Origin of the sequence: Pseudomonas sp. 21 (assembly GCF_000955805.1) — a bacterium.
GTDB lineage: Bacteria > Pseudomonadota > Gammaproteobacteria > Pseudomonadales > Pseudomonadaceae > Pseudomonas.
The window spans coordinates 386179-402206 of sequence record NZ_JYOA01000005.1; the positions used below are offsets into that span (position 1 = coordinate 386179).

The window sequence follows — 16028 nt, forward strand, 5'->3', positions numbered from 1 at the left end:
TCACAGTGTGCGAGTCGGGGCGTCGGCCATCGCGACGGTCTGGTAGACCTGCATCTGCCTGGCGATCTGGTTCACCTTGCGCGCGTACTGCGGGTCGGTGGCGTAGCCGGCGCGCTGCAGTTCCTTCATGAACTGATCCGGGCGCGCGGCGGAATCCAGCGCGCCCTGGTAGCGATCGTTGTTCTGCAGGAAGCTGACGTAATCCTGGAAGCTCTGCTCGAAGGAGTTGTAGGCACGGAACGAAGCAACTTCCTTCACTTCCTTGCCCTTCTCGAATTCGGTGGTGGTGGCGCGGGCGGAGTCACCCTTCCAGCTCGAGCCGGTCTTGATGCCGAACAGGTTATGGCTGCTGCTGCCGTCGCGCTGGGCAATCATCTTCTTGCCCCAGCCGGTTTCCAGCGCGGCCTGGGCCACCAGGTAGCGCGGATCGACGCCGATGCGCTTGGCGGCGCGTTCGGCCATGGGCAGCATGGTGCTGATGAAGTCGTCGGCCGAGGCGAACATCGACTTGCCCGGCTTGGTGGAAATCGCCGAGGTATCGATATCGGCCACCGGCACAGTGGTGTCGATCTGCTTCGTGTAGGCCTGGCTGCCACGCCAGTCGTTGCTGGCCAGTTGCGCCGGCTGGTTGGTGGTGGAAGCCACGGAGCTGTCGGCGCCAGGTACCAGGCCCGCGGCGATACGCTGGGCGAGCTTGCCCGGCAGCGCGAGGCGACGGGCGTTCAGCGCCTGTCGATCGTCACGGCCGGCTTCGGGTTGCGGCAAGGCCTTGCCGTTGGCGGCAAACACGCTCGGGGTCTTCTGCCGATCGGAAGCCGCGGCGGTGGCTGCAGCGCTCGGGGTAGCGTCAGTGGCGGACTGTACGCCGGCCTGGGCAAAGGGATTGTTGCCGGTGTGGCGGACGCCCTGCATCTTTTCCATCTGCTTGACCAGCACGTCGGCCAGGCCGATGCCATGCCCCTGGGTGGCCAGGGACACGGACAGCTGATGGTCATACATGTCCTGGTACTGCTTGGCCGCTTCGCTGTTCATCGGGTTGTCCTTGGCGAACACCTCGTTGGCCGAGCGCATGGATTTCAGCATCTCGTTCATGAACAGCGATTCGAACTCCTGGGCGACCTTGCGGATGTTTCCCGCGCTGTCGCGGTTCGCGCCGGTCTTCATCGCCGACAGGCGATTGAGGTCGGAGTAGGAACCGGAGTCGGTGGTGGAGGTACCAGCAGAAAGCAGTCGGGCGTCCACGGCGGCGTCCTCAGATCACGATCAGGTCGGCTTGCAGCGCGCCGGCCTGTTTCAGGGCTTCGAGGATCGCCATCAGGTCGCCGGGCGCAGCGCCCACCTGGTTAACGGCGCGTACGATTTCATCCAGGGTGGTGCCGGGGCCGAACTTGAACATCGGCTTGGCTTCCTGGTTGGCGCTCACGTTCGAGCGCGGGACCACGGCGGTCTGGCCGTTGGAGAACGGACCGGGCTGGCTGACGATGGGGTCTTCGGTGATGGTCACGGTCAGGCTGCCGTGGGTCACGGCGGCCGGCGACACGCGCACGTTCTGGCCGATCACGATGGTGCCGGTGCGCGAGTTGATGATGACCTTGGCCACCGCCTCGCCGGCCTGCACGTCGAGGTTTTCCAGCACCGACATGTAGTCCACGCGCTGGTTCGGATCCAGCGGCGCGCTGACGCGCACCGAGCCGCCGTCCACGGCCTGGGCGACGCCCGGGCCCAGCAGTTCGTTGATGCGATCGACGATGTGCTTGGCGGTGGTGAAGTCCGGACGGTTGAGGTTCAGGGTCAGGGTATTGCCCTGGTCGAAGCCGCTCGGCACCGCGCGCTCGACGGTGGCGCCCGCCGGGATACGACCGGCCGACGGCACGTTGACGGTGATCTTGGAGCCGTCGCGGCCTTCGGCATCGAAGCCGCCGACCACCAGGTTGCCCTGGGCCACGGCGTAGGTCTGGCCGTCGATCCCCTTGAGCTGGGTCATCAACAGGCTGCCACCGCGCAGGCTCTTGGCGTTACCGATGGAGGACACGGTGATGTCGATGGCCTGGCCCGGCTTGGCGAACGGCGGCAGGTCGGCATGGATGGACACCGCGGCGACGTTCTTCAGCTGCACGTTGCCCGAACCTGCCGGCACCTTGATGCCGAACTGCGCCAGCATGTTGTTGAAGGTCTGCAGGGTGAACGGCGTCTGCGTGGTCTGGTCGCCGGTGCCATTGAGGCCGACGACCAGGCCGTAGCCGATCAGCTGGTTGTTGCGCACACCCTGAATGGTGGCGATATCTTTCAACCGCTCGGCGTGAGCAACCGGCACCATGACCACTGCACAGAACACCACCATGACGTAGGAGCGGACTTTGTCCGCGATCGCTACCAACGTTTTTCCAGAGGCCATCATCGTCATCACCCTCAGAACGGGAACAGCGGGCTGAGGAAGAAGCGATCGAACCAGCCCGGCTGACTCGCATCGGCGAACGCGCCGGTGCCCGAGTAGGTGATGCGCGCATCGGCCACGCGGGTGGACGACACGGTGTTGTCGGTGGCGATGTCGTCGGCGCGGATCAGGCCGGCGATGCGTACCAGTTCGTTACCGGTGTTCAAGGTCATCCACTTCTCCCCGCGCACGGCGAGGATGCCGTTGGGCATGACGTCGGCCACGGTGACGGTGACCGAGCCAGTCAGGCTGTTGCTCTGCCCGGCCGCGCTGTCGCCCTTGGTTTCGCGGTTGCCCGAATACTCGGCGGAGAGGCTCAGGTCGCCGCCGCCCACCGGGTTGTTGGTGGTCAGGCTGCTGCCGAACATCGAGGTCAGGCCGAGCTTGTTCTTGCTGTCCTTGGAGATGTCCGAGTTGGCCTTCTTGCTGGCCTGGGTCTTCTCGTTGAGGGTGATGGTGATGATGTCGCCCACACGGAAGGCTTTGCGGTCGCCGTAGAGGTTGTTCTCGAACCCGGCCTGGTAGATCGACCCGTTGTTCTGGGCAGCCGGCGCAGGCGTGCGCGGCAGCACCGGAGCGTAATAGGGATCGTCCGGCTTGGGCGGAGGGCTCACGCACCCTGCCAACGCGGCGATGGCCAGCAGCGGAAGGAGGTGGGAACGGTTCATCTACAGCTACCTCTCGGGGAGAGCGACTACGTGTTGGCCCAAGGGCCGGTTTGTCTCACGACCGCGCGAGCCAGGTCAGGCAAGGCGAAATCGAATTTGGAAGCGGAGTTGGCTCCAGCCAATGAGCATTCCTAATTCGATTTCAACGCCGCATGGCCGACGCGCAGCCGGTCGTTAAAGGTTCTGGGTGACGAACGAGAGCATCTGGTCGGCCGTGGAGATCACCTTGGAGTTCATCTCGTAGGCGCGCTGGGTGGTGATCATGTTCACCATCTCCTCCACCACGCTGACGTTGGAGTTCTCCAGGGTGTTCTGCAGGGTGGTACCCAGGCCGTTCAGGCCAGGGGTGCCGACCTGGGGCGCGCCGCTGGCGGCGGTTTCCAGGAACAGGTTGTTGCCGGTGGCCTGCAGGCCGGCCGGGTTGATGAAGTCGGCGGTCTGGATGTTGCCGATGATCTGCGGCGTGGCGTTGCCGGCGACGGTGACCGAGACGGTGCCGTCGTTGCCGACGGTGAAGGTCTGGGTTTCCGCCGGGACGACGATGGCCGGCTCCAGGGCATTGCCGTTGGAGGTGACGATCTGGCCGTCGGAGTTCAGGTGGAAGCTGCCGTCACGGGTGTAGGCGACGGTGCCGTCCGGAGTCAGCACCTGGAAGAAGCCGCGACCGTTGACCGCCATGTCCAGCGGGTTGTCGGTGGTCTGCAGGCTGCCGGCGGTGAAGTTCTTCTGGGTGCCGACGATGCGCACACCGGTACCCAGTTGCAGGCCCGAGGGCAGCTCGGTGTCCTGGGTCGAGTTGGCGCCGGGCTGACGCTTGATCTGGTAGAGCAGGTCCTGGAACTCCGCGCGGTCGCGCTTGAAGCCCGTGGTGGACACGTTCGCCAGGTTGTTCGAGATGGTGGTCAGGTTCATGTCCTGGGCGGACAGACCGGTCTTGCTGACCCAAAGTGCCGGAAGCATGTCGTTCTCCTCGGGCGCCGGATTCGTGGCGCCGTGGACGGTTAATCAGGTTCTGAATCAACTGAATTGCAAAACACGCGCCATCGACTGGGAGTCTTCTTCGGCGGTTTTCATCATCTTCACGTGCAACTCGAACTGCCGAGACAGCGCCAGGATCGAGGTCATCTCGTCGACAGCGTTGACGTTGCTGGCTTCCAGCACACCGGACTGCACGCTGGCATTGGCATCGACCTGGGGAGCGGGCTGGCCCGACTTCATGCGGATGAGGCCGTCGCTGCCCTTCTCCAGTTGCTTGGCATCGGGAGTCACGAGTTTGATGCGGTCGACGGTGGCCAGTGCATTGGGGTTGTTGCCCTGACCGCGGATGGTGATGGTGCCGTCCTCGCCGATGTCGATCTTTTCTTCCGGAGGAATCGCGATCGGCCCGCCGTTGCCCATCACCGGCATGCCGTCGCTGGTGCGCAGCTGGCCGAGGGCGTCGATTTCCAGGCTGCCGGTGCGCACGTAGGCTTCGCCGCCGTCCGGCGCCTGCACGGCAATCCAGGCATCGCCCTTGGCAGCCACGTCCAGGTCACGGCCGGTTTCCTGCAGGGAGCCGGTGGTGAAGTCGGTCGCCGGGCGCTCGCTCATGGCGAAGACGCGCGCCGGAAAGCTGTCGCCGAACACGGGCATGGCGCGAGCTTGTTCGAAGTCGCGACGGAAACCGGTCGTGGAGATGTTCGCCAGGTTGTTGGCGTGAGCCTGCATGGCTTTGGTGTTCTGGCTCGCGCCGCTCATGGCGACATACAGCATTCTGTCCAAGACATTCCTCCAGTGCCGAGTCGGATTCCCGGCGGTGCTGGAGTGACTTCAGCAAGGGCTGTGCCAACACACGAAAAATCAATGCAAGACGTTGATAGGGAAAGATTTATTCAAAAAGAAAGGCTCCCGAAGGAGCCTCGATGGCCGTCAGGCGGCGAATGACTGCCGCCTGCGGCAAGGGGACGTTGCCGTCATCAACGCAGGTTGATGATGGTGTCGGAGATGGTGCTTTCGGTCTGGACAGTCTTGGCGTTCGCCTGGTAGTTGCGCTGCGCCACGATCAGGTTCACCAGTTGCGCGGTGAGGTCGACGTTGGAGTCTTCCAGGGTGCCCGAGCCAACCGAACCCAGAGTGCCGGAGGTCGGCGTGCCGATCACCGCCTCGCCCGACGCCAGCGACTGCTTCCAGCCGGTGTTGCCCACCGGGGTGAGACCCTGGGTATTGGCGAAGTTGGCCAGGATCACCTGGCCGATCACCTTGGACTGGCCGTTGGTGTAGGTGGCGTACATCTGCCCGTCTTCGGCGAACGACAGACCGGACATCTGGCCCGTGGCGTAGCCGTCCTGGGTCACCGCGGTCACGGCGAAGGAGCCGTTGGTCTGGGTCGTCTTGGTCAGGTCGATGCTGATGCCGCCAGTGGCGCCCGCCGCGCCGTTGGCACCCCAGGTCACCGGACTGGTGGTGGAGTCAGTGACGGCCGCAGGAGTCCAGCCAGCCAGGGTCAGGGTCTTGTCGGCATTGACGGTCATACCGGTGGACGTAATGCCCGTCAGCTGGCCGGCGCTGTTGAAGGTGATGTCGCTGCTCAGCGGCGTGGTGCTGGTCGGGGTCTGCGGGTTACGACCATCGACCAGAGTGTACATGCTCCAGTTGTTGGCGCTGTCCTTGACGAAGTAGTTCGTCATGGTGTGCGAGTTGCCCTGGGAGTCGTAGATGTCCACGGAGGTCGACCAGTTGTAGCTGTCCGAGTCGGTGGCATCGAACGGAGTGGTGGTCGGCGTGGTCGCGTTGGAGTTCAGGCTCAGGGTCGAGGTGATCGAGGAGGTCGGGCTCGGCGGCTGGTTGGCGGTGTCGACCTTCAGGTCGGTGATCACGCCGTTGACGATGTTGCCGTTGCCATTGACGCCATAACCCTGCAGGCGATTGCCCGAGCCATCGACGATGTAGCCGCTGGCGTCGGTGTTGAAGGTGCCGTTGCGGGTGTAGACGCGGCTGCCGTTGTCGCTGGTCATGAAGAAGCCGTTGCCGCTCACCGCCAGGTCCAGGCTGCGACCGGTGGTGCTCAGGTTGCCCTGGGTGAACTGCTGCGAGACGGCCTGGGTGACCACGCCGTTACCCACGGCGATGCGGCCGGTGCCGAGCATCGAGGAGGCGTAGAGGTCGGCGAACTCGGTCCGCGAGGATTTGAAGCCGGTGGTGCCGACGTTGGCAATGTTGTTGCCGGTGACGTTCAGGTCCATCGACGCGGCGTTGAGTCCACTCAGGGCGGTATTGAAAGACATGTGTTGCTCCTGTGCCGAAACGCGGCGTTATTTTCCGATGGTCTGAATGCTGGAGGCGGAAACGGCGCCAATGCCAGCCAGGTTCAGGGACATTTCCCCGCCGTTCTGGCCGAGCGTGACGCTGTTGACCGTGGCAGGCAGGTAGGTGGTCAGGGCGGTGCTGGTACCGTCCAGACTGGCGGTGGCCTTGACGGTGTAGGTACCGGCACCCACCAGCTCGCCGCTGTCGTCCTTGCCGTCCCACTTGAAGTCGATGTTGCCGGCCTTCTGGCTGCCCATGTCGACGGTGCGCACCAGGTCGCCGGAATCGTCGTAGATCTTCAGGGTCACGCCATCGCCGCCGGACGGCATCACCAGGGTGCCGTTGACGCCGGCACTCGGGTCGTCGACCTGTACCTTGCTGGAGTTGACGATCACCGAGCGGCCGACCAGCGAGGAAGCCTGCAGGGCCTGCGACGACTGGAACGAGGAATAGAAGGTACCCAGGGTGGTATCCAGGTTCTGCATGCTCTCCAGGCTGCTGAACTGAGCCAGCTGGGAGACGAACTCGGTGTTGTCCTGCGGGTCCAGCGGGTTCTGGTTGTTCAGCTGGGTGACCAGCAGCTGCAGGAAGGAGTCCTTGCCCAGCGCGCTGGTACCGGTCTCGGTGGTCGACGACGAACTCTTGGACCCGGCGTTCAGCGACATCAGGACCGAGTTCGCCGTGGTGTTATCGGTATTGATGCTCATGGGGCGTCCTCTGCGCTTACTGACCCAGGGTCAGGACCTTCTGCATCATCTGCTTGGCGGTGTTCATCATTTCCGCGTTGCTCTGGAAAGAACGGCTGGCGGAGATCATGTCGGCCATCTCCTCCACCACGTTGACGTTGGGGTAGTAGACGTAGCCGTCCTTGTCGGCCGCCGGATGGTTCGGCTCGTAGCGCGGCACCAGCGGGCTCTGGTCCTCGACCACGCCCAGCACCTGCACGCCGGAACCGGCCTGGTCGGTCTCGCCGAACAGCGAACCCTGGTCGCCGCCCTGGGCGTTCTGCAGCATGGTGGAGAACACCGGGTGACGGGCGCGGTAGGTCTGGTCGATGCTCGAGGAGACGCTCTCGGCGTTGGCGATGTTCGACGCGGTGGTGTTCAGACGGGTGGTCTGGGCACTCATGCCGGTACCGGCGATGTTGAAGACACTGGCGAGCGACATGGCGATTACTCCCCGCGCAGGGCGTTCATCAGCCCTTTGAACTTGCTGTTGAGGAAGGTGAACGAGGCCTGGAACTGCACGGAGTTCTCCGCGTAGTTGGCTTGCTCGATCTGCTCGTCGACGGTGTTCTGGTCGACCGAAGGCTGGTTCGGGATGCGGTACTTCACCGACTCGTCACCCATGCCGAAACCATCGGCGGCGATGTGATGCGAATTGGTCAGGGTCGCGCTGAAGGTGCCGTTCTTCATCTTGTCCGACTGGGCCGCCAGCACCGAGGCGAAATCCAGGTCGCGCGCCTTGTAGTTGGGCGTGTCGGCGTTGGCCAGGTTATTGGCCAGGACTTCAGCGCGCTGGGAGCGGAAGTTCAGCGCTTGCTGGTGGATGCCGAGGGCTTTGTCGAAGCTGATGCTCATGGTCACGAACCTGTTTGCCGGTGTGGGCTTGCCAACACTTCAGCAAGGTGCGTGCCATATTTGTATTTCCTTGTTAATCAAGGGCTTGAGGCAATACAGGTAGCGGCAAGAGGCGGCAAACAGCGGCAAAGCGGCAACCCTTTTCCTTGCCGCTGCGGACAAGGCGGCAAGCTTTGCCACCCTTCCTTGCCGGTCAATTTGCAGGAGCGAGCTTGCTCGCGAATCTCGTCACGCTGCGCCGTTTGTTCGCGAGCAAGCTCGCTCCTACAGAAACAGCACACGAAGCGGATGACATGCCGCAAATCGCGGACAGAGTCCGCCCCCATCTGCCGGTCCTGGCGTAGGAGCTGACTTCGTCCGCGATCGGGTGACTGCGATTGCAAGAACCCCGCCCGAACAGGCGGGGCGTAGGCCAATCACTTGGCCTTGTAGATGATCCCCGGGCTGCACTGGACCATCTGGTAGTGGTCCGGCAGCGCGTTGAGCGCTTCAGATGCGCCGAGGAACAGGTAGCCGCCGGGCTTGAGCGTGGCATGGATGCGCAGGAGGATGTCGCGCTTCACCTCGGCCGAGAAATAGATCAGCACGTTGCGGCAGAACACCATGTCGAACTTGCCCAGCGTGGCATAGCTGTCCAGCAGGTTCAGCGCGCGGAACTCCACACGGCTCTTGATCGGCGGTTTCACCGTCCAGCGCCCCGGCGTCTTCTGGTCGAAGTAGCGCGCCAGGCGCTCCTGCGACAGGCCGCGGCCAATGGCCAGGCTGTCGTACTCGCCGGCCTTGCAGGCGCTGAGCATGGAACCGGAGAGATCAGTGGCGACGATCTGAACGCCCGCCTTCAGCTGGCCGAGGTTGGTGCGCTCGAACTCGTCGATGGACATCGACAGCGAATAAGGCTCCTGCCCCGAGGAACAGGCCGCCGACCAGATGCGCAGGCGCTGGCCGGGCGAGGCCTTGATCATCTCCGGCAGCACGCGGTTCTTCAGCACTTCGAAGGGGTAGGTATCGCGAAACCACAGGGTCTCGTTGGTGGTCATGGCGTCGACCACCTGTTCGCGCAGCTGGCTGCGCATCTGGATCTTCTGCACCAGTTCGCCCAGGGACTTGATGCCCTGCTGCTCCATCAACTTGTTCAAGCGGCTGGAGACCAGGTACTGCTTGTTGGCGCCCAGGAGGATGCCGCAGGTCTTCTCCAGGAAATCCCGGAACAGCTCGAATTCAGAATTGGTGGATGTCACAGATAAGCCTCTTTGCTCGTGGACGGCTGCCGGCAAAACGACGACAACTGCCTGACCGGTGCTCAAAAAACCATAGACGATGCGGGCGGCACCGGCGCCACCCGCATCTCGTCACGCCGGCATCAGGCCGTTGCGCCATCCACTGCCTTGATGCGGTCCGACACGCGGGCCGCCAGGTCATCGGGACGGAACTTGGCGAGGAAGTCGTCAGCGCCGACCTTTCTCACCATCGCCTGGTTGAACACCCCGGACAACGAAGTATGCAGGAGAATGTGCAGATCCTGCATGCGCGGGTCGTGGCGGATTTCCGCAGTGAGCGTGTAGCCATCCATTTCCGGCATCTCGATATCCGAGATCACCATCAGCAGATCGCTGCCCGGATGCCCGCCGGCTTCCACCATCTGGCGCAGATAATCCAGCGCCTGGCGGCCGTCGTTGAGCGCCAGCACTTCCACGCCGACGGTCTCCAGGCAACGCACCAGTTGCTTGCGCGCCACGGAGGAATCGTCCACCACCAGCACGCGCTTGCTCACCGCGCGAGCCTGGGTCTCGGCATCCAGCACGCCTTCGGAGATGTCCTCCGAGGTCGGCGCCACTTCGGCGAGGATCTTCTCCACGTCGATGATTTCCACCAACTGGTTATCCACCCGCGTCACCGCCGTCAGGTAGTGGTCGCGGCCGGTTCCCTTGGGTGGCGGATGGATCGACTCCCAGTTCATGTTGACGATGCGCTCCACCGAGTGCACCAGGAAGCCCTGCACCTTGGTGTTGTACTCGGTGATGATCACGAAGCTGTTGGCGATGTCCCGCAGGGCGTGACGCCCCGTGGCCAGCGCCAGGTCGAGGATCGGAATGGTGCCGCCACGGATGTTCGCCACCCCGCGCACCACCTGGCTGGATTTGGGCATCACGGTCAGGCGGGGGCACTGCAGCACCTCCTTCACCTTGAACACGTTGATCCCGTACAGCTGGCTGCCGTTCAAGCGGAACAGCAGCAGTTCGAGACGATTCTGGCCAACCAGCTGCGTACGCTGGTTGACCGAATCCATGACTCCGGCCATTGAGCCTCCTGTGCACGCAACGCCGCCCGACTCACGAAGGCGGCATGACCATTGCTTGGATCGTTGCATGAAACGAGCAACGACATTTTTCCGACAGCTGAGACCCGCGCGCGCCCTGATGGCTGCGCTGCTCGGCATGACGGGTGCGCTGACCCTCTCCCCGGCAGGGGCGGAAGCCTTCACTGCGCCTGAGATCCTTATCGGCTCCACCCAGGGCTTTCTTGAGTTCAAGGTGGAAGATTATCTGCAGACCTCGGGCATAGACGCACGCTACGAGATCGAAGTCGCACGCATCGACCCCCGCCTGCGCCTGGCGGAATGCGACAAGGACCTGACACAGAAGCTGGAAAGCCCGGCGCAGCCCGTTGGTCGGGTCACCGTGCGGGTGCTCTGCGAGGGCAGCTCACCCTGGACGGTGTTCGTGCCGGCGACGGTCAAGCTGTTCCGTCAAGTTGTCGTCACCACCCTGCCCCTGCAGCGCAACCATGTCGTCGAGCCCGGTGACATCAGCGTCGTCGAACGGGACGTCGGCCAACTGAGCCAGGGCTACCTGACCGACCCCAACCAGGTGGTCGGCATGAAGCTCAAGCGCCCGACGGTCAATGACCAGGTGCTGGCGCCGGTGTTCCTCGAACAGGCGGCGGCCGTGCGCAAGGGCGACCAGGTGGTGATCCGCGCCAGGACCACGGCGATCAACGTGTTCATGCCCGGCGAAGCGCTGTCCGACGGGGTAACCGGCGAGCAGATCCGCGTGCGCAACCTGCGCTCCCAGCGTATCGTCAGGGCTCGCGTGGTCGAGGCGGGGACGGTGGAAGTCAGCCTGTAGCGCTCGGCCCGGGGCTTTTTCTGGCATGATGGGCGCAGCCCTCTGCAAAATGTGCTCGGGCGCACGAAAATTCGGCCTAAAGTTTCTCTCAGGACGGCCGAAAAGCTTGGCAAGCGTCCAATACCTCCAGAGGTTTCCACCATGGTCATCGACTTCAACCGGCTGAACCCGGCCTCTACGACAGCCAGCACTGGCCGTAGCAGTGCTGCCCAGAGCGGTCGCAGCGAAGCCGCCGCAGAGAATGCCTCCGTCAACGCCCCGGCCAAGAGCGGCGAGTCGGTACAGCTGAGCGACACCGCGCAGCAACTGCAGAAAGTAAGCGATCAACTGAAGGACCAGCCCGTGGTCGACAACGAGAAAGTGGCTCGCATCAAGGCGGCCATCGCTGACGGCAGCTACCAGGTCGACAGCCAGAAAGTCGCCAGCAAGCTGCTCGATTTCGAATCCCAGCGCTGAGTTCGTTCAGCGCCTGGTCAACCGCTAGTACGCCGAGCCCAAGATGTCCGATGCCCTGCTTTCTCTGATCAACGGCGACATCGAAGCAGCCAGCAACCTGCTGCAGCTGATCGACGACGAGTACCAGGCGTTGCAAGCCCGCGACCTGGATCAGTTGCAGAAGCTGCTCGACAGCAAGCTGCCGCTGCTGCATCAGCTCGAGCAGAACGGTCGCATCCGCACCCTGGCGCTGCAACAGGCCGGGGTCAGCGCTGACAGCGAGGGGCTTGCGCAGATCGCCCAGGCGACCGGCAACGCCGCTCTCACCGCCCGTGCGCAGGAGCTCGGCGCCCTGCTCGAGCGCTGCCAGGAAGCCAACCAGCGCAACGGCCGCATCATCCGTTCCGGCCAGGCCAGTACCGAGCGCACGCTCGACATCCTGCGTGGCCAGGAAACTCCGCGACTCTATGATCGCTACGGCGGCTCCACCCAGAGCAACCGCCAGCGTCCGCTCAGCCAGGCCTGAACTCTTCTGGCCTGAAGGCTTGCCCTAGGGCAGAATGCCACTATTCGGCCCTGCCCCGTGCACGACTCATAACAAACACAATGGAGACCCGCGGACCGTGTCCAATCTGTTCGCCGAGGAAAATGGCCCTCAACCACCGAAGGTGTTGAAAGCTCCGGTGGAGATCCACGCCAGCCTGAAAATGCTGATGGACAGTCACGATCCCCTGGTAATCACCTTCGAAGGGCGCAGCCAGCGCTTCCAGAGCTTCGTCGTCGAGATCAACCGCGAACGCAACATCGTCGCCCTCGATGAGCTCATCCCCAACGACGGCGAGCGCTTCCTGCAGAACGGCGAGCAATTCCGCATCGAAGCCTTCCACGAAGGCGTGCGCATCGCCTGGGAAAACACCCAGAACGCTTTCTTCTCCGAGATCGACGGCGCCCGCTGCTACTGGCTGCCAGTGCCGGCCGAAATGCTTTACCACCAGCGCCGCAATGCCTTCCGCGCCCCCGTGAGCCAGGGCCAGCCGGTGGCCGTGGAGATCGGCGGCAGCAAGCTGAAGTCGCCGCTCAAGGGCAGCCTGATCGACATTTCCGCCACTGGCTGCAAGATTCGCCTGGAAGGCAACGCGGCCGATCGCCTGCAACCCGGCCAGGTCTACGAAGAGTTCACCGCACGCCTGCCCTTCGGCGCCCTGACCATGGAAGTCGAGCTGCGCCACGTGCACTTCGAGGAAAAGGTCGGCTACAGCTTCGCCGGCATGCGCTTCCACCAGATGAGCGGCCTGGCACAGCGCAACATCGAGCGCTTCGTCTACCAGCTGCAACGCGAAGCCCGGCGCTTCGAGAAGGACGAGCTGTTCTAGCTCGTCCCGGGCGGCAAGCTCTTGCCGCCCTTCCCTTGCGGCCTCACGCGGGCCGGCTTTCTTCCTCTGCTTCCGTTTCCGCCTCGGGTACCGGCGCGCTGTTGTCGTTCCCCTTCATCTGCTCTTCCACGGCCGCCTCGTCGACCCGCGGATCGAGGGCGGCTGACAGCGGCGAGGACGCCAGGCTGTCCGGCGTGGCGACGTGCTTGACCGGCGCCTCGTCGACCCGGTGCACACCACTGACCTTCTCCGGGCGCACGCGCCAGATGAGGATCAGCGAACAAGCGCAGACGAAGGCATAGAGCATGTTGGCGCCGAACAGCTTCATCAGCGCGCCGGCCGCCAGCGGGCCGATACAGGCGCCCACGCCGAAGGTCACCAGCAGCATGGCGGTCAGCGAAACGCGGCGCTCACCTTCGACGTGGTCGTTGGAAAAGGCCACCGCCAGCGGATACAGGGTGAACTGCACCAGACAGACGATGAAGCCCATCGGCAAAAGCCACGCCAGTGAAATCGGCGGCACCGGCAGCAGCGGCAACAGCGCCAGCGGCAGGGCCACCAGCAGCAGCAGGATGGCGGCATTGCGGATCAGCACGGCGCGGTCGATGCGGTCCGACAACCAGCCCAGCGGCCACTGCACCAGCAGGCCGGCGAAGATGCAGCCGCCCATGAACAGGCCGATCTCCTCGGTGCCCAGACCCTGGTCCACCGCATAGAGCGGCGCCAGACCGTAGAACGAGCCCACCACCAGCCCGGACACCAGCACCGTGGTCAGCGACTGCGGCACCCGCTGGATGAAGAAGCGCGGCTCCAGCGGCGCCGGGCGTAGCGGCGCGGGGTGGACCTTGTGGGTGATCGCCACCGGGATCAGCGACAGCGCGAAGCACAGCGCGATCATCATCGGCAACTCCGGGCCCAATCCCGGATGAACCACCAGCACCAGTTGGCCGAGCACCAGCCCCAGGTACGAGGCCACCATGTAGCCGGCGAACACCGCGCCGCGCTGGCGCGCCTCAGCCTGCTCGTTGAGCCAGCTTTCGATGACCATGTACTGGCACATCATCCCCAGGCCGATGGCGACCCGCAGCAACAGCCAGAAGCCCAGCCAGGGCAACAGGCCGATACCCAGCACCGCAGCGGTCACCAACCCACCGCAGGCGACATAGGCGCGGATGTGGCCGACGCGGGCGATCAGCCGGTGGCCGATCTTGCCGCCCAGCACCAGGCCGAGGTAGTAGGCGGCCATCATGGCGCCGATCCACAGCCCGTCGACCTTCTCCGCGCCCAGGCGCAAGGCGAGGTAGGTACTGAGCAGACCGGAACCGGTCAGGAGCATGACGGCGGCGAAGTACAGAGCGCGGAAGGCAGTGACGATCCGAAGCATTGGACCTCCTGGTCCAGAACAACCCCGGCACAGTGTCCGGGCAGCGGAAAGCGGGACTTGCCGTGACACATTAGAGGCTGCCAATCGGCGCGTCGAGAGGCCTGCCGGGCCCGGAATAGCGAGTGTCGCGCCCGGTGACGCGGGCCAGTTCGAAGGATAGCGGCGGGATGAACGAGGATGGCTTGAAGATCGCCTGGAGATGTCTGCCGATCACAGCTGCACCGGTTTTCGGCGCAGCTGTGTCAGCGCGCCCGCGAATCAGGCCTGGGCGGCCAGGACGCGGCGCTCCCACGGGGTGATTTCGTCGAAGAAGCTGGTCAGCTCCATGGACTTGGTCGCGCAGTAGCCGTCGATGAACTCGTTGCCGAACACCTCGCGGGCCAGTTCACTGCGTTTGAGGCGCTGCATCGCGTCGTACATCGTGCAGGGCAGCAGCAGCTCATCCGGCACCTCGAACTCGCCCTGGATCGGCGCGGTAGGCTCCAGTGCCTGCTCGATGCCGTGCAGGCCGGCCGCCAGGCTCGCAGCGATGGCCAGGTAGGGGTTGGCATCGGCGCCGGCCAGGCGGTTTTCCACGCGACGAGCCACTGGCGCGCTGGCCGGAATGCGCAGGCCGGCGGCGCGGTTGTCGTGGGACCAGCAGGCGTTGTTCGGCGACGCGTACGGGTGGCACAGGCGCTGGAAGGAATTCACGTTCGGCGCGAACAGCAGGGTGAAGTCAGCCAGGCAGGCCTGCTGGCCGCCGATGAAGTGGCGGAAGAACGGCGTGGCGTCGCCGTTGGCATCGGTGAAGATGTTGCGGCCCTCGCCATCGACGATGCTCTGGTGGATGTGCATCGAACTGCCCGGCGTGTGCGCCAGCGGCTTGGCCATGCACACCACGATCAGCCCGTGCTTGAGCGCGACTTCCTTGAGCAGGTGCTTGAACAGGAAGGTCTGGTCGGCCAGCAGCACCGGGTCGCCGTGCAGGAAGTTGATCTCGAACTGGGTGGTCCCCATCTCGTGCATGAAGGTGTCGCGTTCAAGCCCCACCGCTTCCATGCAGCGGTAGACGTCCTGGAAGAACGGCCGCAGGCCGTTGTTGGAGGACACGCTGAAGGCCGAGTGACCCATCTCGCGACGACCGTCGAGGCCGAGCGGCGCCTGGAAGGCTTCGTTGGCGTCGGGGTTGGGCGCGAACACGAAGAACTCCAGCTCAGTCGCCACCACCGGGCTCCAGCCGCGTTCGGCGTAGCGCGCCACGACCTGCTTGAGCAGGCCACGGGTGGACAGGCCGGAAGGCTTGCCGTCGAGCTCCACCGCATCGCAGATGGCGAAGGCGCGGGGTTCGTCGCTCCAGGGCAAGCGGTGGATCTGGGTGGGCTCGGCGATCAGGGCGAGGTCGCCGTCGTCGCTGCCATAGAACTTCGCGGCCGGGTAGCCGCCCATGATGCACTGCAGCAGGACGCCGCGCGCCAGCTGCAGCCGGCGCCCGGGGAGGAAGCCCTCGCCGGTCATCACCTTGCCACGCGGCACCCCGTTGAGGTCGGGGGTGACGCACTCGATCTCTTCCACTCCAGCCAGGCGTTCGGCGAGTGGGATTCCTGGATCGCTACTCATGACTTCTTATCCTTGTTCTTTTGTCCTTGTCACAGGACGCCGCGCGAGGCGCGCGAGCCCGTACAAAATACGCACCACGCGTTCGATATTTCAAGCGGGGGTCAGTCGGAAACGAAGAAGACACGTGTAGGAGCGCGCCATGCGC

Annotated in this window: 17 protein-coding genes; 4 read left to right on the forward strand and 13 right to left on the reverse strand. The window is 64.3% G+C overall.

The window, feature by feature from the left end:
* From flgJ to UB43_RS14650, 11 genes are all read right to left on the reverse strand, one after another.
* Positions 1-1242, reverse strand: coding sequence for a flagellar assembly peptidoglycan hydrolase FlgJ (gene flgJ, locus UB43_RS14600; RefSeq protein ID WP_045212137.1), 1242 nt, complete (start codon positions 1240-1242; stop codon positions 1-3).
* A gap of 10 nt (positions 1243-1252) precedes the next feature.
* A complete protein-coding gene (locus UB43_RS14605) occupies positions 1253-2341 on the reverse strand; it encodes a flagellar basal body P-ring protein FlgI (RefSeq protein WP_082085849.1) in 1089 nt (362 codons plus the stop codon).
* A 68-nt stretch (positions 2342-2409) separates the two neighbouring features.
* The gene (flgH, locus tag UB43_RS14610; protein WP_045212139.1) at positions 2410-3102 is read right to left on the reverse strand and encodes a flagellar basal body L-ring protein FlgH; all 693 of its coding nucleotides are present in this window, start codon (positions 3100-3102) and stop codon (positions 2410-2412) included.
* Positions 3103-3276: 174 nt separating this feature from the next.
* A complete protein-coding gene (gene flgG, locus UB43_RS14615) occupies positions 3277-4062 on the reverse strand; it encodes a flagellar basal-body rod protein FlgG (protein WP_045212142.1) in 786 nt (261 codons plus the stop codon).
* Between the two features lie 57 nt (positions 4063-4119).
* A complete protein-coding gene (gene flgF / locus UB43_RS14620) occupies positions 4120-4863 on the reverse strand; it encodes a flagellar basal-body rod protein FlgF (RefSeq protein WP_045212145.1) in 744 nt (247 codons plus the stop codon).
* A gap of 194 nt (positions 4864-5057) precedes the next feature.
* Positions 5058-6365, reverse strand: coding sequence for a flagellar hook protein FlgE (gene flgE / locus UB43_RS14625; RefSeq protein ID WP_045212148.1), 1308 nt, complete (start codon positions 6363-6365; stop codon positions 5058-5060).
* A 27-nt stretch (positions 6366-6392) separates the two neighbouring features.
* Positions 6393-7088 (reverse strand): flagellar hook assembly protein FlgD, encoded by a 696-nt coding sequence (gene flgD / locus UB43_RS14630; RefSeq protein ID WP_373420694.1) that lies wholly within the window; start codon positions 7086-7088, stop codon positions 6393-6395.
* A 22-nt stretch (positions 7089-7110) separates the two neighbouring features.
* Positions 7111-7554, reverse strand: a complete 444-nt coding sequence (gene flgC, locus UB43_RS14635) for a flagellar basal body rod protein FlgC (RefSeq protein ID WP_045212156.1) — start codon at positions 7552-7554, stop codon at positions 7111-7113.
* A 5-nt stretch (positions 7555-7559) separates the two neighbouring features.
* Entirely contained in the window at positions 7560-7967 is a 408-nt protein-coding gene (gene flgB / locus UB43_RS14640) for a flagellar basal body rod protein FlgB (RefSeq protein ID WP_045212157.1), read from the reverse strand.
* Between the two features lie 416 nt (positions 7968-8383).
* Positions 8384-9205, reverse strand: a complete 822-nt coding sequence (gene cheR, locus UB43_RS14645) for a protein-glutamate O-methyltransferase CheR (protein WP_045212158.1) — start codon at positions 9203-9205, stop codon at positions 8384-8386.
* A gap of 122 nt (positions 9206-9327) precedes the next feature.
* On the reverse strand, positions 9328-10266 hold the full coding sequence (locus tag UB43_RS14650; RefSeq protein WP_045212160.1) for a chemotaxis protein CheV: 939 nt from the start codon (positions 10264-10266) through the stop codon (positions 9328-9330).
* A 136-nt stretch (positions 10267-10402) separates the two neighbouring features.
* Here UB43_RS14650 and flgA point away from each other — a divergent pair, with 136 nt between their 5' ends.
* From flgA to UB43_RS14670, 4 genes are all read left to right on the forward strand, one after another.
* On the forward strand, positions 10403-11092 hold the full coding sequence (gene flgA, locus UB43_RS14655) for a flagellar basal body P-ring formation chaperone FlgA (protein WP_156160424.1): 690 nt from the start codon (positions 10403-10405) through the stop codon (positions 11090-11092).
* Between the two features lie 141 nt (positions 11093-11233).
* A complete protein-coding gene (flgM, locus tag UB43_RS14660; RefSeq protein ID WP_045212162.1) occupies positions 11234-11548 on the forward strand; it encodes a flagellar biosynthesis anti-sigma factor FlgM in 315 nt (104 codons plus the stop codon).
* 43 nt (positions 11549-11591) lie between these two features.
* Positions 11592-12053 carry a flagella synthesis protein FlgN gene (locus tag UB43_RS14665; protein WP_045212163.1) on the forward strand — a complete coding sequence of 154 codons (462 nt, stop codon included), beginning with the start codon at positions 11592-11594 and terminating at the stop codon, positions 12051-12053.
* Between the two features lie 97 nt (positions 12054-12150).
* Positions 12151-12900, forward strand: coding sequence for a flagellar brake protein (locus UB43_RS14670; RefSeq protein ID WP_045212165.1), 750 nt, complete (start codon positions 12151-12153; stop codon positions 12898-12900).
* 43 nt (positions 12901-12943) lie between these two features.
* Here UB43_RS14670 and UB43_RS14675 read toward each other — a convergent pair whose 3' ends face one another.
* Both UB43_RS14675 and UB43_RS14680 read right to left on the reverse strand, forming a co-directional pair.
* Positions 12944-14284 (reverse strand): MFS transporter, encoded by a 1341-nt coding sequence (locus UB43_RS14675; protein ID WP_045212167.1) that lies wholly within the window; start codon positions 14282-14284, stop codon positions 12944-12946.
* Positions 14285-14542: 258 nt separating this feature from the next.
* Positions 14543-15781 (reverse strand): glutamine synthetase family protein, encoded by a 1239-nt coding sequence (locus tag UB43_RS14680; RefSeq protein ID WP_177329799.1) that lies wholly within the window; start codon positions 15779-15781, stop codon positions 14543-14545.
* Positions 15782-16028: the final 247 nt, after the last annotated feature.

What these genes read in the sequence shown, in the direction of transcription:
- UB43_RS14605 (WP_082085849.1), bottom strand. Translation starts at nt 2,341, where the DNA reads ATGGTGGTGTTCTGTGCAGTGGTCATGGTGCCGGTTGCTCACGCCGAG.
- flgH (WP_045212139.1), bottom strand. Translation starts at nt 3,102, where the DNA reads ATGAACCGTTCCCACCTCCTTCCGCTGCTGGCCATCGCCGCGTTGGCA.
- flgG (WP_045212142.1), bottom strand. Translation starts at nt 4,062, where the DNA reads ATGCTTCCGGCACTTTGGGTCAGCAAGACCGGTCTGTCCGCCCAGGAC.
- flgE (WP_045212148.1), bottom strand. Translation starts at nt 6,365, where the DNA reads ATGTCTTTCAATACCGCCCTGAGTGGACTCAACGCCGCGTCGATGGAC.
- flgC (WP_045212156.1), bottom strand. Translation starts at nt 7,554, where the DNA reads ATGTCGCTCGCCAGTGTCTTCAACATCGCCGGTACCGGCATGAGTGCC.
- flgB (WP_045212157.1), bottom strand. Translation starts at nt 7,967, where the DNA reads ATGAGCATCAGCTTCGACAAAGCCCTCGGCATCCACCAGCAAGCGCTG.
- UB43_RS14650 (WP_045212160.1), bottom strand. Translation starts at nt 10,266, where the DNA reads ATGGCCGGAGTCATGGATTCGGTCAACCAGCGTACGCAGCTGGTTGGC.
- flgA (WP_156160424.1), top strand. Translation starts at nt 10,403, where the DNA reads ATGACGGGTGCGCTGACCCTCTCCCCGGCAGGGGCGGAAGCCTTCACT.
- flgM (WP_045212162.1), top strand. Translation starts at nt 11,234, where the DNA reads ATGGTCATCGACTTCAACCGGCTGAACCCGGCCTCTACGACAGCCAGC.
- UB43_RS14665 (WP_045212163.1), top strand. Translation starts at nt 11,592, where the DNA reads ATGTCCGATGCCCTGCTTTCTCTGATCAACGGCGACATCGAAGCAGCC.
- UB43_RS14675 (WP_045212167.1), bottom strand. Translation starts at nt 14,284, where the DNA reads ATGCTTCGGATCGTCACTGCCTTCCGCGCTCTGTACTTCGCCGCCGTC.
- UB43_RS14680 (WP_177329799.1), bottom strand. Translation starts at nt 15,781, where the DNA reads ATGACCGGCGAGGGCTTCCTCCCCGGGCGCCGGCTGCAGCTGGCGCGC.